20 protein-coding genes and 1 pseudogene are annotated in these 25165 nt (G+C 73.6%); 13 read left to right on the top strand and 8 right to left on the bottom strand.

The features are described 5' to 3' along the window. Positions 1-63: 63 nt before the first annotated feature. Both IEZ27_RS19505 and IEZ27_RS54995 read right to left on the bottom strand, forming a co-directional pair. On the bottom strand, positions 64-1281 hold the full coding sequence (locus tag IEZ27_RS19505; RefSeq protein ID WP_189648546.1) for an aminopeptidase: 1218 nt from the start codon (positions 1279-1281) through the stop codon (positions 64-66). Beyond that, a complete protein-coding gene (locus tag IEZ27_RS54995) occupies positions 1278-1838 on the bottom strand; it encodes an ArsR/SmtB family transcription factor (RefSeq protein WP_268246070.1) in 561 nt (186 codons plus the stop codon). The genes IEZ27_RS19505 and IEZ27_RS54995 overlap by 4 nt, the downstream gene beginning before the upstream one ends. A gap of 125 nt (positions 1839-1963) precedes the next feature. On the opposite strand from IEZ27_RS54995, the pseudogene IEZ27_RS55560 reads away from it, so the two are divergent. Next, a pseudogene (locus IEZ27_RS55560) lies at positions 1964-2809 on the top strand (alcohol dehydrogenase catalytic domain-containing protein); the annotation flags it as partial. 208 nt (positions 2810-3017) lie between these two features. Here IEZ27_RS55560 and IEZ27_RS19490 read toward each other — a convergent pair. Beyond that, complete coding sequence (locus tag IEZ27_RS19490) at positions 3018-6194, bottom strand: AfsR/SARP family transcriptional regulator (protein ID WP_189648545.1); 3177 nt, start codon at positions 6192-6194, stop codon at positions 3018-3020. 87 nt (positions 6195-6281) lie between these two features. On the opposite strand from IEZ27_RS19490, the gene IEZ27_RS19485 reads away from it, so the two are divergent. After that, positions 6282-7607, top strand: coding sequence for an FAD-binding oxidoreductase (locus IEZ27_RS19485; protein ID WP_308427291.1), 1326 nt, complete (start codon positions 6282-6284; stop codon positions 7605-7607). A 23-nt stretch (positions 7608-7630) separates the two neighbouring features. Here the strand turns inward: IEZ27_RS19485 and IEZ27_RS19480 are convergent, their stop codons facing one another. Continuing rightward, a complete protein-coding gene (locus IEZ27_RS19480) occupies positions 7631-8077 on the bottom strand; it encodes a hypothetical protein (RefSeq protein ID WP_189648544.1) in 447 nt (148 codons plus the stop codon). A 244-nt stretch (positions 8078-8321) separates the two neighbouring features. Between IEZ27_RS19480 and IEZ27_RS19475 the strand changes: the two genes are divergently transcribed. The 10 genes from IEZ27_RS19475 to IEZ27_RS19430 all read left to right on the top strand — a co-directional run bounded on the left by IEZ27_RS19475 (position 8322) and on the right by IEZ27_RS19430 (position 20106). Next, the gene (locus IEZ27_RS19475) at positions 8322-10529 is read left to right on the top strand and encodes a glycoside hydrolase family 18 protein (protein WP_189648543.1); all 2208 of its coding nucleotides are present in this window, start codon (positions 8322-8324) and stop codon (positions 10527-10529) included. A 113-nt stretch (positions 10530-10642) separates the two neighbouring features. Further along, entirely contained in the window at positions 10643-11758 is a 1116-nt protein-coding gene (locus tag IEZ27_RS19470) for a GntR family transcriptional regulator (protein WP_229824128.1), read from the top strand. Positions 11759-11813: 55 nt separating this feature from the next. Beyond that, positions 11814-13106, top strand: coding sequence for an ABC transporter substrate-binding protein (locus IEZ27_RS19465; RefSeq protein ID WP_189648541.1), 1293 nt, complete (start codon positions 11814-11816; stop codon positions 13104-13106). Then, positions 13103-14035 (top strand): carbohydrate ABC transporter permease, encoded by a 933-nt coding sequence (locus tag IEZ27_RS19460; RefSeq protein ID WP_229824127.1) that lies wholly within the window; start codon positions 13103-13105, stop codon positions 14033-14035. The genes IEZ27_RS19465 and IEZ27_RS19460 overlap by 4 nt, the downstream gene beginning before the upstream one ends. After that, positions 14028-14840, top strand: coding sequence for a carbohydrate ABC transporter permease (locus IEZ27_RS19455; RefSeq protein WP_125638599.1), 813 nt, complete (start codon positions 14028-14030; stop codon positions 14838-14840). The genes IEZ27_RS19460 and IEZ27_RS19455 overlap by 8 nt, the downstream gene beginning before the upstream one ends. 34 nt (positions 14841-14874) lie before the next feature. Next, positions 14875-15882: a Gfo/Idh/MocA family protein gene (locus IEZ27_RS19450; protein WP_189648540.1), complete on the top strand. Its 1008-nt coding sequence runs from the start codon at positions 14875-14877 to the stop codon at positions 15880-15882. Then, positions 15879-16649 (top strand): sugar phosphate isomerase/epimerase family protein, encoded by a 771-nt coding sequence (locus IEZ27_RS19445; protein WP_189648539.1) that lies wholly within the window; start codon positions 15879-15881, stop codon positions 16647-16649. Before IEZ27_RS19450 ends, IEZ27_RS19445 begins: the two co-directional genes overlap by 4 nt. Next, complete coding sequence (locus IEZ27_RS19440; RefSeq protein ID WP_189648538.1) at positions 16646-18085, top strand: beta-N-acetylhexosaminidase; 1440 nt, start codon at positions 16646-16648, stop codon at positions 18083-18085. The genes IEZ27_RS19445 and IEZ27_RS19440 overlap by 4 nt, the downstream gene beginning before the upstream one ends. Continuing rightward, entirely contained in the window at positions 18072-19097 is a 1026-nt protein-coding gene (locus IEZ27_RS19435; protein WP_189648537.1) for an NAD-dependent epimerase/dehydratase family protein, read from the top strand. Before IEZ27_RS19440 ends, IEZ27_RS19435 begins: the two co-directional genes overlap by 14 nt. 1 nt (position 19098) lies before the next feature. Further along, entirely contained in the window at positions 19099-20106 is a 1008-nt protein-coding gene (locus IEZ27_RS19430; RefSeq protein ID WP_189648536.1) for a dihydrodipicolinate synthase family protein, read from the top strand. Between the two features lie 97 nt (positions 20107-20203). Here the strand turns inward: IEZ27_RS19430 and IEZ27_RS19425 are convergent, their stop codons facing one another. After that, entirely contained in the window at positions 20204-21352 is a 1149-nt protein-coding gene (locus tag IEZ27_RS19425) for a mandelate racemase/muconate lactonizing enzyme family protein (RefSeq protein WP_189648535.1), read from the bottom strand. Between the two features lie 214 nt (positions 21353-21566). Between IEZ27_RS19425 and IEZ27_RS19420 the strand changes: the two genes are divergently transcribed. Next, a complete protein-coding gene (locus tag IEZ27_RS19420; protein WP_189648534.1) occupies positions 21567-22064 on the top strand; it encodes a CAP family protein in 498 nt (165 codons plus the stop codon). A gap of 67 nt (positions 22065-22131) precedes the next feature. Here the strand turns inward: IEZ27_RS19420 and ppk2 are convergent, their stop codons facing one another. The 3 genes from ppk2 to IEZ27_RS19405 form a co-directional block, all read right to left on the bottom strand. Continuing rightward, positions 22132-23103 carry a polyphosphate kinase 2 gene (gene ppk2, locus IEZ27_RS19415; protein WP_189648533.1) on the bottom strand — a complete coding sequence of 324 codons (972 nt, stop codon included), beginning with the start codon at positions 23101-23103 and terminating at the stop codon, positions 22132-22134. 113 nt (positions 23104-23216) lie between these two features. Then, positions 23217-24293, bottom strand: a complete 1077-nt coding sequence (gene pstS / locus IEZ27_RS19410) for a phosphate ABC transporter substrate-binding protein PstS (RefSeq protein ID WP_189648532.1) — start codon at positions 24291-24293, stop codon at positions 23217-23219. A 177-nt stretch (positions 24294-24470) separates the two neighbouring features. Continuing rightward, positions 24471-25163, bottom strand: coding sequence for an alpha/beta fold hydrolase (locus tag IEZ27_RS19405; protein ID WP_189648531.1), 693 nt, complete (start codon positions 25161-25163; stop codon positions 24471-24473). Positions 25164-25165 lie beyond the last annotated feature (2 nt).

The following is a 25165-nucleotide window of genomic DNA, read 5'->3' as shown; positions in this document are numbered from 1 at the left end:
TGCCATCCGCCGCTCGTCCGGACCTGCCATCCGCCGGTTTTCAGACCTGCCATTCGCCGGTTTTCAGACCTGCCATTCGTCGGCGCGCAGGAGCTCGACCTCGCCCCCGTCGTGGCCGATGCCGGTGACGGTGACCTCGGGGCCGCCCACCATGAAGTCGACGTGCACGCCGGAGACGTTGACCCCGGCGGCCTCCTGCGCGGCCGGGTCCAGGGCGCGCAGCGGGCCGGGCACGCCGGGCGGCAGGCCGGCTCCCCACGCCAGATGGCAGGTGGCGTTCTCGTCCAGCAGGGTCTCCAGGTAGGTGACGCCCGAGCGGCCGACCGGCGAGGAGCCGTCCACGAGCGCCAGCTCGCCCAGGCGGGCCGCCCCGGCGTCGGTCGCCTGGTGGGTGCGGACGACGTCCGCGCCGCTGCTCGCCCGTACCTCGCTCACCACGCCGGCGGTGAAGGTCAGCTCCAGGTCGCGGATGACGTTGCCGTCGAGCGCCAGCGGCCGCGTGGCGCGTACGGTGCCCTCGACGCGGCGGTGGTCGGGCGTGGTGAACACCTCCTCCGTCGGCAGGTTGGCCTGGAAGACGTGGCCCTCGGGGGTCTCCAGCCGGGCGGCGGTCCAGTGGGCGCCGGGCAGCAGGCCGATGGTCAGGTCGGTGCCCGGCCCCTCGAGGCGGACGGCGTCCAGGCGCATGGCGTTCAGTGTCGCGGCGCGGGCGAGCAGTTCGGCGATGCGCTGCTCCCAGGCCGCCCTGGGGTCGGGACGGTCGAGGCGCAGGACGGAACGCAGGTGCCCCCAGAGCCGGTCCTCGTCGGGCTCCCCGAAGATCGCGCGCGCCCACTCCTCCGTCGGGCAGGGCACCATGACCCAGCGGACCAGGTTGCCGAGTTGCAGGCGCTGCCGCGACGACAGGTACGGCATGCGGTCGAGGCCCGCCCGGACCTGGTCCTGACCGGCGAGCAGGTCGGGGGTGGCGGTGCCGCGCAGGTTGACCAGGACGCCGCCGTGCCGGGCCAGCTCCTCGTTGCGGGCGTCGAGCCAGGACGGCACCTCGCCCAGAGTGTCCGGGGCCGCGTGCCGTACCCGGGAGAGTTTGGCGTAGGGGTCGAAGTACCACACGTCCACGTAGCGGGCGCCCCGGGCGTAGGCGGCCTCCGCCAGGGCGCGGGCGAGCGGGGCGTGCTCGATCTCGGCGTTGACCAGCACGCGGTCGCCGGGCAGGACCGGTACGGCCACGTCGAGCACGAGGTCGGCGTACCCGGCCAGTTCGGATGGGGGGATGGTCACGGCTGTCTCCTCGGGTGGCCGGCCGGGGGAGGCCGGCGGTCGTCGTCGAGCTCCAGCAGCAGCGCGGTCATGCTGACCTTGATCCGGCCGCCGGTCCTGGGCGGTCCCGCGTGCTCGTGGACCAGGGTCACCGCCTGGTCGAGCAGGCCGGCGACCTGTTCCCAGACCGGGCGGTCGAGCCACACCTCGGCGTCCACGGACAGGCGCTGGGCCCTGGCCTGGGCCAGGCGGCGCGCGAGGTCCTCGTTCAGCGCCTCGTGGAGGAGCCGCCGGCCGTTCGCGCCGTCCAGCCGGGCGGCGTCGGCGAGGACGTAGCGGTAGCGCCGCCGGGGCCTGCCCTTGCCGCCGGGCGCGGGCGGGTCGTCCAGCGGCTCCAGGAAGCCCGCCTCGGCCAGCCGGCGCAGGTGGTAGCTGGCCGAGGCATGGGCGATGCCCAGCTCCTCGGCGACCTCCGTGGCCGACATGGCGACGCCGGTGAGCAGCGAGACCATGCGGATGCGGAGGGGGTTGGCCAGCGCCCGCAACGGCACCAGGCCGTCGTCCTCTTCCGTGGACATGCCGGTGATCCTAGCTTTCCCAACAGATATTGGGAAAGTACGTGGGGTAAACGGGGCGGAAGTGGAAAAGGTGGCCTTGTGAGGGTCTCCGGTGAGGCCGCCGCTTCCCGTACGAAGGAGACGCCATGCCGTCCTCCGCCCTGGAACGTTCCATCCAGGTCGCCGAGCCCGGCGGCGACCTGTCCCCGGTGTGGGTGGACACCCGCGACCCGGGCCCCGGCGAGGTACGGGTCACCGTCGAGGCGTGCGGGGTGTGCCACTCCGACGCGCTGATCATCAGCGGCGCGATCCGGGACACCACCTTCCCCGTCACACCCGGCCACGAGATCGCGGGGCGCGTCGACGCGATCGGCGACGGCGTCGCCGGCTGGTCCGTCGGCGACCGGGTGGCCGTCGGCTGGTACGGCGGCAGCTGCGGCCACTGCGACGCCTGCCGCGAGGGCGACGGCGTGTTGTGCCCCGAGCTCCAGGTGCCGGGCGCCGCCTATCCGGGCGGGTTCGCCGACTTCGTCGTGGTGCCGGCCGTGGCCCTGGCCGCGATCCCCGACGAGCTGACGGCGGTGCAGGCGGCCCCGCTGGCCTGCGCGGGCGTGACCGTGTACAACGCGCTGCGGCGCAGCTCGGCGCGGCCGGGCGACACCGTCGCGATCCTCGGCCTGGGCGGCCTCGGGCACCTCGGCGTGCAGTTCGCCGCGAAGATGGGCTTCGAGACGGTCGCGATCGCCCGCGGCCCCGAGAAGGAACCGCTGGCGCGCGAGCTCGGCGCCTCCCACTACATCGACGGCGCCGCCGGGCAGGTGGCCGGCGAGCTGCTGGAGCTGGGCGGGGCCAAGGTGGTGCTGGCCACGGTGACCAGCTCCGCGGCGATGTCGGCCACGATCGACGGGCTGGGCAGGCGCGGCGAGCTGATCACCGTCGGCATCGACACCGAACCGCTGAACGTCGCGCCCCTCCAGCTCGTGAGCGGCGCCCGGCGGGTGTACGGGCACGCCTCCGGCATCGCCGTGGACACCCAGGACACCATGCGGTTCGCCGCCCGGAGCGGCGTGCGGGCGTGGACGGAGGAGGTCCCGCTGGAGGAGGCCGCCGGGGCGTACCAGCGGGACCTCCTCCGTCCAGGCCCGCTTCCGCATGGTCCTGACCACCGGCAAGTGAGCGTCCGGACGTCACGACCGGGACCTACGCGCGGCCGGCGGCCAGGGTGTGGGCGCGGGCGGCGTCCTCGTCGCCGAGGCGGCGGGCCAGCCGGGCCAGTACGAGGTGGGTGGAGCCCCAGCAGGCGGTGCCCATTCCGGCCACCACGAACTGATCGGCGTACGGGAGCAGGCGCTCGTAGAGCGCGCGCGGGTCGGGCACGCCGAGCCGGGCGGCGACCAGCCCCCAGACCGGCACGAGGAAGTCGGCGACCCAGTCGTCGGGGACGTCGGTCCCCCAGCGCGCGATCAGGTCGCGGGCCAGTTCCGGGCGGCCCGCCTCGGCGGCGGCCAGTACGGCGACCGGCCGCAGGGGCACGAGGTGCGGCTCACCGGCGGTGGCCACCAGCTCCTCCACGGTCTCGGCCACCCGCCCCTGCCCGCGCCGGCAGGTGAACGTGGTCACCAGCCGCCGGAACGTGCCGCCCCACACCGTCGGGCCGAACCGCATGTCGCCGTGCTCGGCGAGCAGGCGCTCGGCCTCCTCCCACCGGCCGTCGAGAGTGCTGCGGGCGGTCTGGGCGATGCGGACCATCGACTCCAGCTCCGGGCGCGGCGTCGCGGCCAGCAGCGCCTCGCAGCGGGCCAGCTCGCGGTCCCAGGCGGGCAGGTCGCCGTCGCGCAGCAGGCAGGACATGAGGAAGACCCGCGCCATCACCTCGCCGCTGACCGGCAGGCCGGGCAGGGCGGCCAGCTCCTCGGCCATGGCGCGCCGCTCGGCGTTGCGGCCGGGGCGGAACGCGGCGAGCAGGTAGTTGTTCATCGTGCGGGCCAGGAGCGGCGTGTCGCCGGTCTTCCTGGCCAGGGCGACGGCCTCGGCGGCGTGGCGTTCGCCCTCGGCGCCGCGCGGGCCGTAGTGCAGCTCCAGGGCGAGGGTGCCGAGCAGGCCGGCGCGGTCGGCGTCCGGGAGCGGGCCGGCCAGCAGGTCTTCGATGACGGTGACCAGGTCGGCGTCCACGACGCCGTACGGGCGCCAGTTCCACAGGGCCGGGCCGCCGGCGGCGGTGATCGCGGGGACGAGCGCGTCCCGGTCGCCGGCCGCCCTGGCCAGGCGGATCGCCTCCTCCCAGTCGTGGCGCGCGTCCTCGGGGTGTCCGGCGGCGCGGTGGTCGTGGCCGAGCTCGGTGAGCAGGCGGGCGCGTTCGGCGTCGCGGCCGGGGGCGAGCGCGGACAGGGCCAGCGTCCAGAGGCCGGCCGCCTCGGTGTGGGCGAGCTGGGCGGCGGCGTGGCGGGCGGCGCGGGAGGCGTGCCGCACGGTCCTGTCCGCGTCGGCCAGGCGACCGGCCTGGGAGAAGTGGTGGGCCAGCGTGGCCGACTGCGACTCGGGCAGGACGGGCTCGAGCGCCTCTCCCGTACGCAGGTGCAGGCGCGCGCGGTCGAGGCGGCTGAGCCCGGCGTACAGGGCCTCCTGGACGAGGGCGTGGGAGAAGCGGTAGTCGGCCCCGGAACGCGGCTCGACCAGCAGTCCGGTCGCGACGGCCGGTTCGAGAGCGGCCATCACCTGCTCGGCGGTGCTGCCCGTGACGCTCTCCAGCACGGCGGCGGAGACGTCACGACCGGCGACCGCGGCGGCGGCGAGCAGGTCGCGGGTCTCCTCGGGCAGGCGGGCGACGCGGCGCTCGATCACGTCCCGCACGCCGCTCGGGACCGTACGCTCGCCGCCGGGCAGGCGCAGGACCTCGCCCAGGTAGAACGGGTTGCCGCCGGTGCGGTCGAGCAGCGCCTCGACCAGGCCGGGCGCGTCGGCGACCCGCTTGGCCCGCAGGAAGGACGCCACGTCACCCGGCGTGAACGGCGGCAGCTCCAGCCGCTCACCCGAACGCGCCAGGCCGGCCAGCGTCTCGCGCAGCTCGCGGGGATGGTCGCCGGGCTCGGGACGGCAGGTGACCAGCACGAGCAGCCGGCGGCGGAGGGCGGACTCGGCGACGAACTCCAGCAGTCGCAACGAGGACACGTCGGCCCAGTGGAGGTCCTCCAGGACGACGGCCAGGGGCGTGTCGGGGCCGGTCAGGACGTCGAGGACCCGCTCGTACAGGCCGAACAGGTCCTGCTCGGGGGCGGGCGACCGGCCGGACAGCAGTCCGGAGGTGTCGCCGGCCTCGCGCAGGATCTGCGTCCAGGGCCAGAAGGCCGGGGCGGTACGGTCGGCGCAGCGTCCCCACGCGACCCGGAAGCCGCGCGCCGCGGCCAGGTCGGCGGCGGCCCGGACGAACCGGGTCTTGCCGATGCCCGCCTCCCCCGTGACCAGCACGGCTCCGCCCTCGCCGCGCCGCACGCCGCCCAGCCGCCGCGCCACGAGCTCCAGTTCGGCCGAACGCGCGATGAGACCATCCTGCTCCGGCTCGGGCGCGGCCGGTACGAGAGCCGCCACCGGTTCGGGCACGGACGGCCGCAACTCGGGCGCCTGCTCGAACACAGCCCGTTCCAGCTCCCGCAGGTCGGGGCCGGGACTGAGCCCGAGATCGGCCGACAACCGCTCCCGTACGCGGCGCAGCGCGGCCAGCGCCTCGGCCTGCCGTCCGGCCCGGTAGAGCGCGCGTACGAGCAGCGACCAGGCACGCTCCCGGTACGGCTCGGCCTCGACCAGCGCCTCCAGCCCGGGGACCAGGGGCGCGTCCTCGCCCAGCGCCAGCCGGGCGTCGAAGCGGTCCTCAAGCGCCGTGACGCGCGTCTCGGCGAGCCGGGCGGCCACGGGCTGAGCGAACTCCTGCCCGGCGAACTCCCCCAGCGGGTCGCCGCGCCACAACCCGAGTGCCCGGTCGAGCAGCTCGACGGCCTTGCCGGGTGAGCCGCCCGCCAGCGCCGCGCGGCCCTCGCCGGCCCAGGCGGCGAAGCGCCACAGGTCGATCTGTCCCGGCGCGACGGCGAGCAGGTAGCCGGGCTCGCGGGTCAGCAGGACGTGCGGGGGCGTGCGCGGCGGCCGGTCGGGCTCCAGGACGCGGCGCAGGTGGGCGATGTACGCCTGAAGGGTGCGGGTGGCCCCGGCGGGCGGCTCCCCGGCCCACAGCTCGTCGATCAGCCGGTCGAGTGAGACCACCCGGCCGGGCTCCAGGGCCAGCATCGCGACCAGGGCGCGCTGCTTGCGCGTGCCGAGATCCAGCGCGCCTTGCCCGCCGCCGGTGACTTCAAGCGGCCCGAACAGCCGAAACTCCAACCCCGTCATGTCCGTCCCCACCCTACGGCACCTCAACTCGATCCCAGCTCGGCCCCAGCTCGCCCCCTGCACAGTAGAGCCATCGACGAGGAAACAGTGACGAAAGGCAAGAACATGAACATCGGGGACGAACTGCGCGGCGTGCTCCGCGGCACGGTGCTCACGGCCGGCGACGAGGGTTTCGAGCAGGCCAGGCGGCCCTGGAACCTGGCGGTCGAGCAGCCCGTACGGGCCGTGGTCGAGGCCGCCGACGCCGAGGACGTGGCCGCCCTGGTCCGGCACGCCCGCCTGGCCGGGCTGACCGTCGCCGCCCAGCCGAGCGGCCACGGGGCCACCGGCGACAACGACGGCGTGGTCCTGCTGCGCACCGGCCGCCTGGACGACCTGCGGGTGGACCCGGTCGAGCGGGTCGCCAGAGCCGGTGCGGGCGTCAAGTGGGGGCGCGTGCTGGAGGCGGCGAGCCCGTACGGGCTGACCGGCCTGGCCGGCAGCAGCCCCGCGGTCACCGTCACCGGCTACACCCTGGGCGGCGGCCTGAGCTGGTTCGGCCGCAGGCACGGCTTCGCCTCGCGGAGCGTGCGCGCGTTCGAGGCCGTGGACGCCGCGGGCGAGCTCGTCCGGGTGACCGCGGACAGCGACCCCGACCTGTTCTGGGCGCTGCGCGGCGGCGGCGGCGACTTCGCCGTCGTGACCGCGATCGAGTTCGACCTGCACCCCGCCCCCACCCTGTACGGCGGCCGCCTGCTGTGGCCCGCCGCGATGGCCCCGGCCGTCCTGGACGCCTACCGCGAGGTCACCGCCACCGCGCCCGAGGAGCTGACCCTCTGGTACGACCTCCTGCAGTTCCCCGGCGCGGCTCCCCTGGTCGCCGTGGACGCCACGTTCCTCGGCGCGGGCGGCGACGCCGAGACGCTGATGCGCCCGCTGGAGAAGGTCGCGGGGCGGCTGTCGGACTCCCGCGCCGTGCTCCCGGTCGCCGAACTGGGCGGCATCACCGCCGAGCCCACCGACCCCGGGCCCGGCGTGTCCCGCGCCGAGCTGCTGACCGGACTGACCGACGAGGTCGCGGCGGCGCTGCTGGACGAGCCCATCGACCCGCTGCTCAGCGTCCAGCTCCGGCACCTGGGCGGCGCGCTGGCCCGCCCGTCCGGCACCCCGGCCGGGCACCTGGACGAGCCGTACGCGTTGTACCTGTTCGGCATCCCCGGCCAGGACGGCGGCGCGGCCGTACGCGAGCGTATGGAACGGCTGACGGGGGCGCTGGTGCCGTACACGTCGGGGCGCAAGCCGTTCACGTTCCTGGCGCCCGGCGAACGCGCGGCCGCCGCCTTCTCCCCGGCCGACCTGGCCCGGCTCCAGGAGATCAAGCGCACCCGCGACCCCCGCGACACCTTCCGCAGCAACTTCCCCGTCCTCGCCTGACCCCCGCCGGGGGCGGCGGGCGGCTACGGGCGGCGGGGCGACGACAGGTAGGAGCGGGCCGTCTCCAGGCCCAGTACGATCACGACGATCCCGGCGACCCCGTGGTACCAGCGCCAGCCGATGCCGATGCCGACGAAGCCGTCCAGGATCATGATGGCCGCGCCCCCGCCGACGGCCAGCAGCATCACGGCCAGCACGGCGAGCAACGGGCCCCTCGGGAGGCGGCGGCCCGCCGCGGTGACCGTGGCCAGGGCGACGCACGCGCCCAATACTCCCGAGCCCGCCGCGAACCACTGCGCGAGGGACGGGTCCAGGAAGTAGCCCGCGGCCTCGGCCGCCGGCACGGGCGGCCCGCCGGGGAAGCCGAGCCTGCCCTGCGCGGCGAAGTCCGCCTTTCCGGCGGCGTACCCGAGCATCAGCGCCGCCAGCGCGTACGCCGGCCAGCGTCGCGGACGATGAATGTCAACCATGCTTGCGACGCTAGAGACCGCCCGGCCACCCCCACTCCCCATCACGCGGGAACCCCCTCCCCCACCAGAGGGACCCCGCGAACACCCCCGCACCTCTCCACCCCGGGAACCCCCCGCGCAAGAGTGGCTGGAATTCATGCCATTTTTGTCGCCGGAATTCGAGGCTATGGTTTCGCCATCTCACGGATTTGATGCCCGGACTTATCCATTTCCGGCATTAATGCATTCCTATGGAGGTGGCTTCATGCCCGCAGGGCTGTGGAGAATCCCGGGCGCACTCCTGCTCGCCCTACCGCTGACCATCACCACGCCGGGCACGGCCCACGCGGCGGACCCCCCGTCGGTGGTGATCGACTCCTCAGAGCCCGCCCCCGGCCTGGTACGGCTCACCGGCCGCTTCACCGGCGCCTACGACGTGACGCTCGTGGTGGACGGCGAGCGCGTCGAGCGGGCCACGGTCAGCGACCCCGACGCCGACGACAGCGGGACCTGGACCTACGACCTCGACACCCGCGCGCTGGACGGCGAGATCGAGGTCTACGCCAAGGCGACCGCCGCCGACACCCGCTACGGCGCCTGGTCCCGGCCACTGACCCTGAGCGTGGACAACCCGCGGGCCAGAGCGCCGCAAGTGGCCATCGCCGAGCCCGCCGACGGCGTCCGGCTCACCCGTCCCACGCCGGTCAGGGTGGACGTGACCGGTGCGGACGTGCGTACGGTCCGGGTGCGTGTCAACGGCGGCCCCTGGCAGCGCGCCGCCGGGGCGAGGGGCCGCTACGTCACGCTGGTGGACCCGGCGCGGTACGGCGACGTCATGGCGAGCCTGGAGGCGGAGGCGGTCGACGCCCGCGGCCACGTGGCCAGGTCGTCCACCACGTACGTGGCGCTCGGCGCGGCGGCGAAGCGGCCTCCCGTGCCGCACCGGCAGGACCGGGCGATGTGGATCTGGGAGAAGGCGTCCTACAACCTGGTGCTCAACCCGGGCTCGCGCCGCCTGCTGGAGACCGTCCTGCCCGCCGGATCGACCCTCTACCTGGGCGTGGACACCTACGCCGGACGCGACCTGCTGGAGGACGCCCGTCCTGAGCTGCGCGACCTGGTGGCCTGGGCGCACGGCCGGGGCATGAAGGTGCACGCCACCGTGGCCGGTGGGACGCGGCCGCCGTACCTGGGCGCGCTGTCGCGCTACCGGGAGCGCGCCGTACGGGAGATGGAGCGGGTGCTCGACTACAACCTGTCCTCGAAGCCGGGCGCGCGGTTCGACGGGATCAACGTCGACATCGAGCCGTACAGCCTGCCCTGGTTCACCAGCGGCAAGCCCGACGTGCAGGTGCAGTGGCTGGACACGCTGCGCGCGATGATCGCGCGCCGGGACGCCTCCGGGCAGCCGCTGCTGTTCGGCCCGGCCGTGCCGCGCTGGCTGGACACCTCCGCCTGCTGCACCGGCATCCCGTACGGCGGGACGACCCGCACCATGGCCGAGCACATCCAGGACCTCAGCGACTACGTCGCGATCATGGACTACCGCGACCAGGCGGACGGCGGCGTCGGCATCATCGCGCAGGCGGCGGGCGAGCTCGCCTACGCCGAGCGCATCGGCAAGCCGCTGTCGGTGGTGGTCGGCGTGGAGACCCTGGACATCGCGACCAGCGGCGATCCCTCCAGCATCACCTTCCGCGAGGAGGGCAGGGACGCGCTGGAGGCCGAGCTGGCCAAGGTCTCCCAGGCGTTCGCGGGCAGCCCGGCCTTCGCCGGGATCGCGCTGCACCACTACGACTCCTACCGGGAGCTGCCCACGGTCTGGGGCCCGTCGGCCCGGTGGCCGGAGCCGCCCGCCGACTCCGGGCCGCCCACCGGGGTGGCCTCGCCGCCGCAGGCAGTCGCGTTCGACCACGCCACGGTGGACCTGACGTACGGGCGGGCGCGCGACGACACCGAGGTCGCCTACTACGAGGTGCACCGCTCGACCGAGCCGGACTTCACCCCGGGCCCAGGCACGCTGGCCGGGAAGGCGCGCGGCCTCACCCACACCGACGCCGGCCTGCTGCCCGCCACCGCCTACCACTACCGGATCGTCCCGGTGGACGTGGCCGGGCACCGCGGCCCGCCCTCCGCGCCCGTCACCGTGACGACCGGTACGACGGAGCTGCGTCCCATGGTCGTGGAGTCGATGGCGGTGACGGTGGACGACGGCGTGGCCCGCGTACGGCTGCGCGTGGTGGACAGGGAGAGCGGGCAGCCGGTGGCCGCCACCGTACGCGGGCGCTTCACCTTCTCCGCCGGCCGGTACGTGACCGTGACCGCGGGCGCCGACGGCTGGGCCACCGCGACGTCGGAGGCGCTGAAGCAGCCGACCGGCGAGGTCGGCTTCGCCGGTCACCGCCTGACCGCCGCCGGCCGCTACTGGGCCGCCGCCTACGACCGCGACAAGGACGTCATGGCCCGCTGGTAATCACTCTTGAGGAGTGAATTCATTCCTTATAAGCACCGAATAACGGAGTGAATTTAGGGTTGACAGCACTTCTGAATGACGAGAAGAATCTCGTCATGGAGCCACCTGAAGGAATGAATTCCCTCCCAAGGGGAAGGCGATTCCGCACCCTCGCGGCGCGCCTGCGGCAGGAGATCGTGCAGGGCCGCTGGCCGGTCGGCGGCAGGCTGCCGACCGAGTCGGAGCTGGCCGGGACGTACTCGGTCGGGGTGAACACCGTGCGCCGCGCGGTCGACCTCCTGGTCGAGGAGGGCCTCGTCCGGCGCCGGCAGGGGTCGGGAACCTTCGTGACCAGCTCCGTCACCCCGGGGGCCAGGCCGCGTCTCATCGGCGCGCTCGTCCCGTCGACCACCTACTACTTCCCGCAGGTCGTGCAGGGCATCGAGCGGGCGGCCACCACCGTCGGCGTGCAGCTCGTGCTGGCCTGCTCCAACTACGACCCCGACGTCGAGGCCGGGCAGATCCAGCAGCTCGTCGACGTCGGCGTGGCCGGCCTGCTCCTGGTGCCCAACCTGCACCTCACCGCCGACCCCGACGCCCACCTGGCCGGCCTGCGCGGCCTGCCCGTGCCGTACGTGCTGGTGGAACGCCGGCCGGCCGACCCCCGCCCGGCCGACCCCACCTCCTACGTCTGCACCGACGTGCACGGCGGCGGCTACGCCGCGGTGCAGCACCTCAGCGGGCTCGGCCGCGGCCGGATCGGCTACCTCGGCCGGAGCGGCACCGCCAGCTCCGAGCAGGTCTTCGCGGGATACCGCCAGGCCGTCGCCGACCTCGGGCTTCCGGAGATCCCGGAGGCCGTGGCCAGGCAGCCCGTCTGGACCGGGCCCGACATGCTGGCCTACGCCAACTCGCTGGTCGCCGAGAAGGTGCGCGCGGTGGTGTGCCTCGGCGACCGCGAGGCCACCGCGCTCCTTCCCTACCTGCGCCGGGTCGGCCTGACCGTGCCCGACGACATCGCCGTGGTCGCCTACGACGACGAGGTCGCCGACCTGTCGGAGGTGCCGCTCACCGCGGTCTCGCCGCCCAAGGCCGAGGTGGGCCGCATGGCGACCGAACTGCTGCTGCGCCGGATCGAACTCGGCCCCGTCGCCCCGGTCTGCCGGGTCGTGCTGCAGCCCCGCCTGGCCGTGCGCGCCTCCTGCGGAGCCGCCTCCGGCAGCCTGGTCGAGGTCCGCGTCCCGACGTGACGCCGGCCTCCCCCTCACCCCCCTTTCCCCCTCTTCGTTCCTGTTGGAGGATCCAATGAGAGTGCGCGTGCTCGCCGCTGCCGCGGTGGCCGTCCTCACCGTGGCCGGCACGGCGTCGTGCGGCGGCCAGGCCGACGACTCCGGAGCGGTCACCCTGAAGCTCGGCTTCTACGCCGCCGCCGGTGACCCGGCCGACACGACCATGCGGGAGCTCGTCAAGGAGTTCACGGCCGCCAATCCCTCGATCAAGGTGCAACTTGAGGTCGCGCCGTACGTCAAGTTCTTCGAACGGCTCAGGACGCAGATCGCCGGCGGGCAGGCGCCCCAGGTGTGGTTGTCCGACGGCGTGCTCGTGCAGGAGTTCGCCGCCCGGGGCGCGCTGGCCGACCTGAGCGACCGGGTCAAGACCGTCAGCGCCGCCGACTACTCCGGCATCGACCTCAACCGCGACGCCCAGGGCCGGGTCTTCGGCTTCCCGCAGGGCGCCCAGACGCCGGTGCTGTTCTACAACAAGAAGCTGTTCGCCGAGGCCAAGGTGGCCGAGCCGACGGCCGAGTGGACCTACGACGACCTGGCCGCCGCGGCCAAGAAGCTCACCAAGGACGCCAACGGCGACGGCAAACCCGACACCTACGGCTTCCGCGCGTACTCTCCGGGCTTCACCGAGAGCTGGTGGCCGATCGTCAAGGCGTTCGGCGGCGACGTCGTCACCGACGGGGGCCGTAAGGTCGTCGTCGACAGCCCGCAGTCCACGGCCGGGCTCGACTGGATGTTGCGCGCCATGGGCAAGGACGGCTTCGCCCCCGACTACGTGACCACCGAGGCCATGGGCAAGGGCGTCGTGCACACGCTGTTCGCCACCGGCCGGGTCGCCATGTCGTACGGCATCTACGCCCGTACGCTGCCGGCGGTGAGCGCGGGCGTCGACTTCGGCGTGGCGCCGCTGCCGAAGGGCCCGGCCGGGCGCGGCAACGTCGCGATCGTCAACTCGTGGGTGGTCAGCAAGGCCGCCTCCGCGGCGCAGGCCGACGCGGCGTGGAAGTGGATCACGTTCTTCTCGGGCGAGGGCCCGCAGCGCAAGTGGGCCGAGCTCGGCGAGGCGATCCCGATCAACAAGAAGGTCGCCTCCACGGCCCTGCCCGCCGACCGCGGCCCGGTCTTCCTGGAGTCGCTCGACGCGGCCACCGACCTCGGCACCAACGCCGTGTGGTCGGAGTACACCGAGGCCCTGGCCAAGCGCATGAACGAGGCCCTGTCGGGCGCCACGCCGGTCGCCACCGCGCTCCAGACCGGCCAGAAGGAGGCCCAGGAGGTCATCGACCGCTTCTACGCGGGGAAGACGCAGTGACGGTGCTCACCAGGCGTTCCGGGCGGGTGGCCGCCGAGCCGCGGCCACCCGCGCCCAAGCGGCGCTCGGGCGAGCGGGCCTGGGCCTTCGCCTTCGCCTCGCCCTACCTCCTGCACCTGGTCGCGCTGGCCGCCTGGCCGCTGCTGGCCTCGCTGTTCTTCAGCATGACCGAGTACGACCTGATGTCCCCGCCGAGGTTCGTCGGGTTCGGCAACTTCACCCGCCTGTTCGGCGACCCGGTCTTCTGGCGCACGCTGGGCAACACCGCCTACTTCGCGGTGTTGTTCGTACCGGCCCAGACGGCACTGGCGCTGGCCCTGGCGGTCGCGCTCAACCAGCGGCTGCGCGGCATGGCGTTGTTCCGGGCGGCCTACTTCGTCCCGGTCGTGTCCTCCTGGGTGGTGGTCGCCTACGTCGCCGACGCGGTCTTCAACCCGCAGACGGGCATCGCCAACCAGGTGCTCGGCCTCCTCGGGCTGCCGGCCGAGAACTGGTTGCAGGATCCGGCGCTGGTGATCCCCACGCTGGCGGCGGTCGCGGTGTGGAAGGGCGTCGGCTACATGACGGTGCTCTTCCTGGCGGGCCTGCAGGCCATCCCCGAGGAACGCTACGAGGCGGCCAGGATCGACGGCGCCTCGGCCTGGAACCGGTTCCGGTACATCACCCTGCCGGGTATCTCCGGCACCACGTTCCTGGTGCTGGTGCTCACCTCGATCGAGACGCTGCAGTCGTTCGAGCAGGTCTTCGTGATGACCGACGGCGGGCCGCACGGCGCCAGCGAGCTGACCGTGCTCTACCTCTACCGGCAGGGTTTCCAGTTCTTCCAGATGGGCTACGCCTCGGCCGTGGCGTGGGTGCTGTTCGTGCTGGTGCTCGCGCTGACCCTGGTGCAGTTCCGGCTCCAGCGCAGGTGGGTGCACTATGCGTAAGACCGTCTCGTACGTGCTGGTGCTGGCGGGCGCGGCGGTCATGCTGCTGCCGTTCGCCGCGGCGCTGGGGAACTCGCTGAAGAGCTTCGCCCAGTACATCCAGGTGCCGCCGGTGTGGCTGCCCGACCCGGTCCAGTGGGACAACTACGCCGAGGTGTGGCGGCGCACGCCGTTCGGGCTGTACCTGGTCAACAGCCTCGTGATCGCGGTGCTCGCGGTCGCCGGGAACGTGCTGACCAGCGCCATGGTCGGCCACTCGCTGGCCAGGATGCGGCTGCCGGGCAAGCAGGCGCTGCTCACGATGGCCCTGGGGACGATGATGTTGCCGACCGTCATCACGATCGTCCCGAACTTCCTGTTGTTCCGGTCGCTGGGCTGGCTGGACTCGCTGCTGCCGCTCATCGTGCCGTACTGGCTGGCCACGCCCATCGGGATCTTCCTGATGCGGCAGACGTTCCTCGGCATCCCCAAGGACTTCGAGGAGGCGGCGGGCCTGGACGGCGCCAACCCCTGGCAGGTGTTCTGGCGCATCCACCTGCCGCTGGCCAAGCCCGCCCTGGCCACGCTCGCGGTCTTCACCTTCACCACCTCGTGGAAGGCCGTGCTGGAGCCCACGATCTACCTCACCTCGCCGGAGAACTACACGCTGCCGGTCGGCGTGCTGAGCCTCAAGGGGCAGTTCGTCGGCAATGACCAGCTCGTGACGGCCGCGGCGATGATGAGCCTGCTGCCGATGCTGATCGTGTTCGTGCTGGCCCAGCGTTACTTCGTCCGCGGAACCATGTCCGCGGGTCTCAAGGGCTGAGATCAGGCCCTCCGTCCGATCCGGAAAGGAAATCGTGACCACAACATCCGGGCTGCGCCTGGGCGTCATCGGCGCGGGCACCATCGCGGAGTTCCACGTGGCCGCCGCCCGCCAGAGCGCCGGGCAGGTGAAGGTCACCGCGGTGTGCGACGTACGGGCCGAGGCGGCCGAGAAGCTGGCCGCCGAGGCGGGCGCCCGCGTCTTCACCGACCACCGGGCGATGCTCGACGCGGGCGGCCTCGACGCGGTCGTGATCACCGTCCCGCACGCGCTGCACGCCCCGATCACCCTCGACGCCGCCGCGGCCGGGCTGCACGTGCTCGTGGAGAAGCCGATCGCCACCACGCGCGAGGACGCCGTCCGCATGATCGAGGCGTGCCGGGCGGCGGGCGTCGTGTTCGCGGTCGGGCACGTCCTGCGCTTCGTCCCGATGTTGCGCGCGGCGGCCGGCTTCCTCGCCTCGGGCGAGCTCGGCCGGGTCGTGGTGGCCTCGGAACGGCGCACCGCCGACTACGCCGACCCCTCGCGGCCCCGCTGGTTCCTCGACGCCGACATGGCGGGCGGCGGCATCGTGCTCAACGTCGGCACCCACAGCATCGACAAGCTCCAGATGCTCGTCGGCTCGCCGATCACCGAGGTCACCGCGCACGTCGCCGGGCCGCCCGGCGCGGCGGTCGAGACCGAGGCGGTCGCCCTGGCCCGGCACGCCGACGGCACCCGTTCGGCGATCTCCGTCACCGGCACCGGCCTGCCGTTCACCGACGAGTCGGAGATCGTGTGCGGCGAGGGCGCGCTGCGCATCAGCCGGGGCGAGGGCGTCTGGTCCTTCCGCGGCGGCGTCGCCACCCAGGTCGCCGCGCCCGGCATCGGCGAGATGGCCACCGCGTTCGCCGCGCAGCTCGCCGACTTCGCGCGTGCCTGCGCCGGGCGCACCGCCCCCGAGGTCACCCCCGAGTACGCCCTGTCGGTCCTCGACGTCGCCCTGGCCGTCTACGAGTCCGCCCGCCGGGGTTCCACCGTCACAGTGAAGGGACAACCATGAACCCGCTCGCGTTCAGCACGCTCGGCATGCCGGGCGCACCGGCCGAGGAGGTCATCGCCACCGCCTCCCGGTACGGCTGCGCCGCCGTCGAGCTGCGCTGCGCCGAGGGTGAGATCGTCGCGCCGGACACGCCCGCCGGCGAGCTGGCCTCGATCGCCCGTACGTTCGCCGCCGCCGGGATCGGGATCGTCGCCGTGTGCTCCTACACCCGGGTGGCCCGTCCGGACGGCGACCCCGTGGCCGAGGTGCTGCGCCACGTCGAGATCGCCGAGGCGCTCGGCTCGCCGTTCGTACGGGTCTTCGGCGGGGTCGAAGGGCAGGACGACCCGGCCGCCGCCGCGACTCGGAGGCTCGCGGAGGTGGCCGGCCGACTGCCGGACAACGGCGTGGACGTGCTGCTGGAGACGCACGACGTGTTCCTGACGGGCGTGGCGGTCGCCGGGGTGCTGGCCGGGGTCGGCTCGCCGCGGGTGGGCGCGTTGTGGGACGTGGTCAACCCGTGGCGGGCCGGTGAGAGCGCCGCGGACACCGCGGACGCGCTGGCGCCGTACCTGCGGCACGTGCAGATCAAGGACGCGGCCTCGCCCGCCGACCTGGCGCCGGTGTTGCCGGGCCGGGGCGCGGTGGGCGTGCCCGGCGTGCTGGCCGAGTTGGACCGGATCGGGTACGCGGGCTTCCTGGCGCTGGAGTGGGAACGCGCCTGGTACCCCGACGCGGCGCCCGTCGGCGAGGCCCTCACCGCCTTCCGAACGGTGCTGGGCCGATGATCCCGCCGGCCGCCTCGGCGCGTCCGGCGGAGGGAACGTTCCAGCCGGGCGTGCGCGCGCCCGTACGTGGGCCGCACGCCGCCCTGGCCAGGGAGCTGCTCGGACCGGCCACGGGCGGCGACGCCTCCGGCGAGATCGAGCTCCGCCTGGTGTCCGACCCGTCGCTCGGCGCGGAGGGCTACACCCTGGCCGTCACCCCGGAACGGGCCGTGATCTCCGCGGCGGACGTCGCCGGGCTGCGCTGGGGCGTGCAGACGTTGCGCCAGCTCGACGGCCCGGACGGCGTGCCCTGCGGGACCGTACGGGACATACCCAGGTACGCCTGGCGCGGCGTGATGATCGACGTGGCCCGCTGGTGGCGGCCGATGTCGTTCCTGCGTTCGTACGTCGACCTGCTGGCGCTGCACAAGTTCAACGTGCTGCACCTGCACCTGACCGACGACCAGGGCTGGCGGTTCGAGGTACGCGGCCACCCGCGCCTGACCGAGGTCGGGGCCCACCGCGCCGAGTCCCCCGCCGGGCACGCCCGGGAGGGCAGGTTCGACGGCACCCCGCACGGCGGCTTCTACACCCAGCGCGAGCTGCGCGACCTGGTGGCCTACGCGGCGGCGCGCGGCGTGAACGTGGTGCCCGAGATCGAGTTCCCCGGCCACTCGCAGGCCGCCATCGCCGCGTACCCGTGGCTCGGGCACCCCTCCGCGACGCCCGTACGGGTGCGGACCTCGTGGGGCATCTCCTCCCACGTGCTCGGCGTCGGCGACCGGGCCGCCGGGTTCGCCCGGGACGTGCTCGACGAGTTGTGCGAGGTGTTCCCGTCCCCGTACGTGCACATCGGCGGGGACGAGGTGCGCGGCGCGGAGTGGGCGGCGAGCGCCGAGGCCGCGCGGCGCGTGGCGAGCGCCGGGCTCGACGGGCCGCAGGCGCTGCTCGGCTGGTGGGGCCGGCTCCTGGCCGATCACCTGCGCGGGCTCGGCCGGCGCGCGGTGGCCTGGGACGACATGCTCGACCACGACCCGCCCGAGGACATGGTGATCATGGCCTGGCGGGGCGTGGACCGGATCGAGGCGGCCCTGCGCGCCGGGCACGACGTGGTCGCCGCGCCGCACACGCACACCTACCTCGACTACGCCGAGTCCGACGGGCCGGGCGAGCCGGTCAGCATCGCCGGCCCGCTCCCCCTGGAGACGGTGTACGGCTACGACGCGGGCGAGTCCGTCCTCGGCATGCAGGCCCAGCTCTGGGGCGAGTACCTGCCCACCAGGGACCGCTTCGACTACAACGCCTTCCCCCGCCTGTGCGCCGTGGCCGAGGCGGCCTGGTCGGCGGGACGGGACCTGGGCGGATTCACCCGGCGACTGGCCGATCACCTGCCGCTCCTCGACCGGCTGGGCGTGGCCTACCGGCGGCCTGAAGGGACTGCGCGTGTTCACCTCTGAACAAGAGCTTGAGGAGCGGCTGGCCACGCCTTCGGCCGCGCTGGTCGCCGACGCCGCCCACCTGGACGGCGACCTCGTCGTGCTCGGCGCCGGCGGCAAGATGGGCCCGAGCCTGGTCCGGCTGGCCCGCCGCGCCCTGGACGCCGCGGGCCGCGGCTCGGCCCGCGTGTACGCCGTGTCCCGCTGGTCGGACGGCCGGGCGGCGCGGGCGCTGGCGGACGAGGGCGCCGACGTGGTCGCCCACGACCTGATGGGCGGCGACGACCTGGCCGGGCTGCCCGACGCGGCGAACGTCGTGTTCATGGTCGGCGCCAAGTTCGGCACGTCGGCGGCGCCGTACCAGGCGTGGGCGGTCAACGCGGCGCTGCCCGCGGCCGTCGCCCGGCGCTACCGGGGCTCCTCGATCGCGGTGTTCTCCACCGGCAACGTGTACCCGCTGGTGGACGTGGCCCGCGGCGGCAGCGCGGAGGAGGACCGGCCGGACCCGGTGGGCGAGTACGCGATGAGCTGCCTCGGCCGGGAGCGCGTCTTCGAGCACGCCGCCGCCGCGTACGGGACCAGGGTCGCGATCCTGCGCCTGAACTACGCGGTCGACCTGCGCTATGGCGTGCTGGCCGACCTCGCGGCCACGGTGTCGGCCGGCGAGCCGGTCGACCTCACCACCGGCCACGTCAACGTCGTGTGGCAGGGGTACGCGAACGAGGTCGCGCTGCGGTCGTTGCGGCACGCGCGCGCCCCGGAGGCGTTCACGCTGAACCTGACCGGGCCGGAGACCGCCTCGGTGCGGCGCACGGCGGCCCGGCTGGCCGCCGCGATGGGGACCGAGGCGTCCTTCACCGGCGGCGAGAGCGGCACCGCGCTGCTCAGCGACGCCTCTCGCTGCCACGGCCTGTTCGGCTACCCGGACGTGCCGCTGGACACCCTGATCGCGTGGCAGGCCGGCTGGCTGTCGCGCGGGCTGCCCCTGTCGGGCAAGCCGACCAAGTTCGCGGTACGCGACGGGAGGTTCTGAGATGTCGATCGGCCTGCTGCGGGAGGGGACGGTCATCCCCGCCCACCCGCTGGCGCTGACCGGCGGGCGCACCCTCGACGAACGCCGCCAGCGCGCGCTCACCCGCTACTACCTCGCCTCGGGGGCGGGCGGCGTGGCCGTCGCGGTGCACACCACGCAGTTCGAGATCCGCGAGGCGGGGCTGCTGCGGCCGGTGCTGGAGATCGCCGCCGAGGTCGTGGCGAAGGAGGCGGACCGGCCGTTCGTCATGGTCGCGGGGGCGTGCGGCGACACCGCCCAGGCCGTGGCGGAGGCGGAGCTGGCGGCCTCGCTCGGCTACCACGCCGTGCTGCTGTCGCCCAAGGTGCCCGGCGCGGGCGAGCCTGAGCTGCTGGCGCGGGCCAGGGCGGTGGGCGAGGTGCTGCCGGTGATCGGCTTCTACCTCCAGGAGGCGGTGGGCGGGCGGCGGCTGAGCCCGTCGTACTGGAGGTCGCTGAGCGAGCAGGAGTCGGTCGTGGCGATCAAGATGGCGCCCTTCGACCGCTACCGCACGGTCGACGTGGTCCGCGCGGTGGCCGCCTCGGGACGCGGCGACGACATCGCGCTCTACACCGGCAACGACGACAACATCCTGGCCGACCTGCTCGCCCCCGTCGCGGGCCGCCGCGTCGTGGGCGGGCTGCTCGGCCAGTGGGCGGTGTGGACGCGGGCCGCGGTGCTCATGTTCGAGGAGGTCCGCCGGGCGTGGGCCGGGGACGACGAGGTCCTGCGTTCCCTGCTGGCCCGCGCGGCCGACCTCACGGACGCCAACGGCGCGGTGTTCGACGTGGCGGGCGGCTTCCACGGCTGCATCGCCGGGGTGCACGAGGTGCTGCGCGGCCAGGGGCTGCTGGCCGGGACGTGGTGCCTCGACCCGCGTGAGGGGTTGTCACCGGGGCAGGCCGGCGAGATCGCGCGGGTGCGCGCGGCCTACCCGTGGCTGGTGGACGACGAGTTCGTCGCCGCGCACCTGGACGACTGGCTGCGCTGACCACCGCGAAGCCCTGGCTCGGCTGACCACCGCCGGGCCGGGGCCGGGACCTCTCCCTGCCCCGGCCCGGCGGTCGTGACGCTTCCCGCCGCGTGGGTCAGACCGTCCAGTGGGCCGTCGCCAGGGCGTGGACGGCGTCCTCGTCCACCTCGACGCCGAGGCCGGGGCCGGTGGGCACCAGGGCCGTCCCGTCCGAGACCTCCACCGTCCGGCCGCCGACGTACGCCGAGTGCACGAACTGGCGGCCGTTCAGATCGACCGGGGTGTCCACGCCGAAGGCCGCGAACAGGTGCAGCGAGGCGGCGAACCCCAGGTCGGTGTCCGTCAGCCCCGACCCCATGACGCGCAGCCCGGCGTCCTCGGCGAGCTGGCACAACCGGCGTGACAACGTCAGGCCGCCCGACCGCTGAACCTTCGCGATGGCGATGTCGACGGCGTCGAGCTTGACGAACGTGGCCAGGTCGGAGGGGTGACGCAGGCTCTCGTCCAGCGCGACCGGCAGCGGGCTGTGGTCGCGCAGGCGGCGCAGCCCGGTGACGTCGTTGGCGGGCAGCGGCTGCTCGAACGCCGTCACGTCCAGGTCGGCGAGCCGGCGGGCCATGCGCAGCGCGCCGTCCACGGTGTAGGCCTGGTTCGCGTCCACCCACAGGGGCGCGTCCGGGGCCGCCTCCCTGACCGCCGCGACGACGGACACGTCCGTCGCCTCGTCGTGCAGGCCCACCTTGACCTTGTACGCGCCGTAGCCCTGCGCCCGGCCCTCCTCGACCGCCTGGCGTACCTCGCCGGGCGTCTGACCTGCCACGATCCAGCCCAGCGTGATCCGGTCGAGGCGCCGCTGTCCCCACAACACGCCGACGGACACCCCGAGCGCCCGGCCGAGCAGGTCGTGCAGCGCGATGTCGAGCGCGGACTTGGCGATGGGCGACCCGATCGTCAGCCCGCGGTTGATCACCTTCTCGTACGCGGCGCAGGCGCCGTCCAGGTCCCAGGCGGGGCGGCCGAGCAGGGCGGGGGCCAGGTAGCCGGCGATCGTGGTCGAGATCGACTCGACGGTCTCGTACGTCCAGGCGGGTGTCGGCGTCGCCTCGCCCCAACCGGTCACCCCGCCGGCCGTCACCTTGACGAGAACCCGTTCGGCGGGCTTTCCCGCAGTGGTGACGTTTCCGCCGGAAATACTGAACGAGCGGATCGACGGCAATTCCACGACGAATATCTCAATCCGCTCCACGACCAGCGATTCCATCATTCTCCAAAGGGCAGGAATTCATGCTTCCACCGGCATTTCAGCGTCCCGAATCTAGCATGCCGGAAATGATTCACGAATCAATGGCAGGAATTCATGCGGCAAATGCCGTGGCCCTTTCGCCCCGGGCCGTGGCCGCATCCGGACGTTGACCGGCCGCCCGCCCCGGCGCAGGCTACGGAGGTCCCCAACTTCCGTTCACGACGAGGTGATCGTGATGGCCGGAACCCGTCCCGCACTGCCGGACGCGACCAGCGCCAGCTTCCTGGCCGAAGCACTGAACGAGGCCAACGCCTACCGGGCCAAGCACCACGCGCCCCCCATGGAGATGGACGCCAAGCTCGTCGAGTACGCCAAGGAGCGCGCCTCCTCGCGCTCGGAGTACGCGAAGCTGTCGGCCGGCCACGACGGCCTGCGCGACACCACGGGCGAGAACATCTTCTGGGGCACGAGCACCGGCGCCACGCCGAAGGCCGCCGGTGACGCCGTCAGCGCCTGGTACAACGAGATCGCCGACTACAACTGGACGACCCCGCCGGGCGACTTCGCCAAGACCGGCCACTTCAGCCAGCTCGTCTGGAAGGACACCACGAGGGTCGGCGCGGCCCGGGTGGCCGGCCAGGGCGCCGACGGATTCGAGACGTACATCGTGTTCGTCTTCGAGACCCCCGGCAACTACGAGGGCGAGTACCCCCAGAACGTCCTGCCCGCCTGAGGACGCGCTCCCGTGACCGGACGGGCCGGTCCTCCCGGCCCGCCCGGCTCACCCGGTCCCGAACGACTCACCCTGTCCCGAACGGCTCGGCGCCGTGCGAGGCGACGTGGTCCTCGTCGAAGATGTCGCCCGCCGAGATCACGATGCGCGGGTCGGGCACGCCGACGACGTCGTGGTCCTTGTCGTCGTAGTCGAAGAGGCTGAGCACGTGGCGCATGGCCTCCAGCCGGGCGCGCTTCTTGTCGTTGCTCTTGATGACCGTCCACGGCGCGCACTCGGTGTCGGTGTGCAGGAACATGTCCTCCTTGGCCTCGGTGTACTCGTCCCACTTGCGCAGGGAGGCCAGGTCCATCGGGGACAACTTCCACTGCCGCACCGGGTCCACCTGGCGGATGATGAAGCGGGTGCGCTGCTCGGCCCGTGAGACCGAGAACCAGAGTTTGACCAGGTGCAGCCCCGACTGCACCAGCAGGTTCTCCAGGCGCGGCACCTGCTCCATGAACTCCAGGTACTCGCCCTCGTCGCAGAAGCCCATGACCCGCTCCACCCCGGCCCGGTTGTACCAGGAGCGGTCGAACAGCACGATCTCCCCGTTGGCCGGCAGGTGGGCGATGTACCGCTGGAAGTACCACTGGCCGCGTTCGCGTTCGCTCGGCTTCTCCAGCGCGACGACGGTCGCCCCGCGCGGGTTGAGGTGCTCCATGAAGCGCTTGATCGTGCCGCCCTTGCCGGCCGCGTCGCGCCCCTCGAACAGCACCACCAGCCGGCGGCCGTTGCTCTTGATCCAGTACTGCAGCTTGAGCAGCTCGATCTGCAGCAGCCGCTTGTCCCGCTCGTACACCTCCCTGGACAGGCGTTCGTCGTACGGGTAGTGCTGCCGCCAGGTGTCCACCGGCCGGCCGTCGGCGCGCAGCAACACCGGATCGTCGTCGTCGGAGTCGTCCACCCACAACCCGGGAGTGGTGTCGAGCAGTTCGCTCTGCTCGGCCGCCGCCAACGGGCCGACGACGACCTTCTGCTCGTGCTCCGGACCGGTCATGCGGCCCGCGGCGGGATGTTCGCGTTCATGGCATCCTCTCTTCACCGGACGCCGCCCCGCTAATCGTGCCGGCGCCCGTGACTCCGGGAATTCTCCCGGAAGCGGCGGCCCGTTCAGCTGGTGGGTCCCAGGCGGAGGCGCACCTGGGTCAGCAGGTCGTGCGGCAGGGGGGCGTAGCCGTACAGGGCCAGGTAGGACTGGCCGGCGTCGCTGGCGGTGTAGTCGAGGAAGGTCCGTACCAGCGGGTCCGGCCGGCCGGCGCAGATGATCTCGTACGTGACCTGGACGATCGGGTACGCGCCGGGGACCTTCCGCCGATGGTCGAACGCCAGCACCAGGTCGCCCTCGCGGCCCACGACCCGGGCGCCCTGCACGGCCTTGCTGGCGCTCTCCGGCGAGAGCTCGACGAACTCCCCGGCCGCGTTGCGCACGGCCGCGGTCCTCAGGCGGGCGCTGCTGGCGAAGCCGTACTCGACGTACCCGATCGAGTCGCCGGTGTGCTGGAGGACCTGGGTCATGCCGCTGGAGCTCGTCACGCCCCGGCCCGCTCCGGGCCACGTCCTGGACGGCGGGTACGGCCAGCCGCCGGTGGCCCGCAGGAAGTCGGTGAGGTTCTGGGTGGTGCCGGACTCGCCGGAGCGGTGGAAGACGTGGACGCGGGTGCCCGGCAGGCGGCGGGCGTGGTTGTCGGCGGCGATCTCGCGAGCGTTCCACTCGGTGAGGCGTCCGGTGAAGATGCCGGTCAGGGTCGCGGGCGACAGCCGCAGGCCGGGCACGGAGGACAGGTTGTAGGCCACCGCGACGGGCCCGACGACCATCGGCAGGTGCTCGGCGCGCCCGCCGCAGCGCCGGTCGGCCCGCGCCTGCTCCTCCGGGGTCATCGGCACGTCCGAACCGGCGAACGCGCTGCGTCCGGCGATGAAGTCCTCGATGCCGGAGTTGGAGCCGTTGGGCTCGTAGGTCACCCGCAGTTCGGGGTGGACGCGGCTGAACTCGCTGATCCAGGCGTCCATCGCCCCTTTCTGCGCGGTCGAGCCCGAACCGCGCAACCACGCGACGACCGGCTCGGGGGCGGGCTGCTCCTCGTTGCTCGTGCTCAGGACCACGGCCCCGGCCACGGCGGCGGCTCCGGCGACCAGAACGAGCACGACGACCAGGACCGACTTGGCCGTCCTTGTCAGCCTTGCCATTCCACAAGGCTAGGAACCGGTCGCATCCGGACAGCCCATCTGCCGATCAAGCCCCCGGACATAAACGGTCACCTTGTTGCCAAGCCCCCCATACGAAAGCACCGGCGGCCGGGCGGCGCCCACGTTCGCGCCCACCCGGCACGCACGTGCACGAGGTGCACTCCCGGTACGGAGGGTTCAGGGCCGCACGTCGTCGGCCGCCTCGGCCAGGATCCGGGCCAGCTCTGCCGGCCGGGTGAACATGGGCCAGTGGCCCGAGTCGATGTCGACCAGGTCGAGCCGCTTGACCCGGGCCAGCTCGGGCACGTCCCCGCCGTCGATCCACTCCCGCGCCTGGCCGGGGGTGAACTCGGGGCACACGACGACGGCCGGCACGCCGAACCGCCGCTCGTCCGTCAGCCGTACGACGCCTTTGGCCACCCCCTCGGGGACGGGGATCGCGGCCGCGGCGAACCTCCGCCTGGCCTCCTCGTCGAGGTCGGCGGAGTCCGGCCCCTCGAACGGTCCCCACCCCGGGAAGGGCACCGCGCCGTCCACGACCTCGAAGAAGTCGCCGTACGCGGCGCCGTCGTCGGCGGGGAAACCGCCGATGAAGGCGACCTTGGCGACCCGTTCCGGGCGTGCGTCGGCGGCCAGCCAGGCCAGGGTGCAGGCCGCGGAATGCCCGGCGACCAGGGTTTCACCGGGCGCCGCGTCCACGGCGTCGAGCACGGCGGCCACCTGGTCGGCGAGCGTGGCGGAGGTGGCGCCGTCCCCCTGACCGGGGAGGGCGATCGGCACGGGACGGTGGCCGAGCGCCTCGATCGCGGGCACCACCTCGTCCCAGGCGGAGGCGTCGAGCCAGAGGCCGCCGATGAGCAGGATGTCCATGG

The organism is Nonomuraea spiralis, from assembly GCF_014648435.1.
GTDB lineage: Bacteria > Actinomycetota > Actinomycetes > Streptosporangiales > Streptosporangiaceae > Nonomuraea > Nonomuraea spiralis.
The sequence above is the reverse complement of the archived record's forward strand: the minus strand, read 5'-3'. Positions and strand labels throughout refer to the sequence as shown.